This is a genomic window from Streptococcus gordonii, assembly GCF_001553855.1.
In the GTDB taxonomy this organism is placed as follows: domain Bacteria; phylum Bacillota; class Bacilli; order Lactobacillales; family Streptococcaceae; genus Streptococcus; species Streptococcus gordonii.
On sequence record NZ_LQWV01000014.1, the window covers coordinates 1 to 324 of the forward strand.

Here is a 324-nt window from a genome sequence, read left to right on the forward strand (position 1 = left end):
GACCTATGGGAGTTAACGGGATCGAACCGCAGACCCTCGGCTTGTAAGGCAGATGCTCTCCCAGCTGAGCTAAACTCCCAAATGGAATTTAGCTCACTGTTCCCTGTCGTGCACTGACTTTCGTCAGCTTCGACAAAGTCGAACTTGCGTTCTCCTTAGCTGAGCTAAACTCCCAAAAAGGAAGTTAATCCTAACTTCCTATCCTTGCTAAGCGACTACCATATCTCACAGGGGGCAACCCCCAACTACTTCCGGCGTTCTAGGGCTTAACTGCTGTGTTCGGCATGGGTACAGGTGTATCTCCTAGGCTATCGTCACTTAACT

Annotated in this window: 1 tRNA gene and 1 rRNA gene; both read right to left on the reverse strand. The window is 50.0% G+C overall.

The features are described from left to right. Positions 1 to 6 precede the first annotated feature (6 nt). Positions 7 to 79, reverse strand: a tRNA-Val gene (locus AWH02_RS05980). 127 nt (positions 80 to 206) lie between these two features. Beyond that, positions 207 to 322 (reverse strand): 5S ribosomal RNA (gene rrf, locus AWH02_RS05985). Positions 323 to 324: the final 2 nt, after the last annotated feature.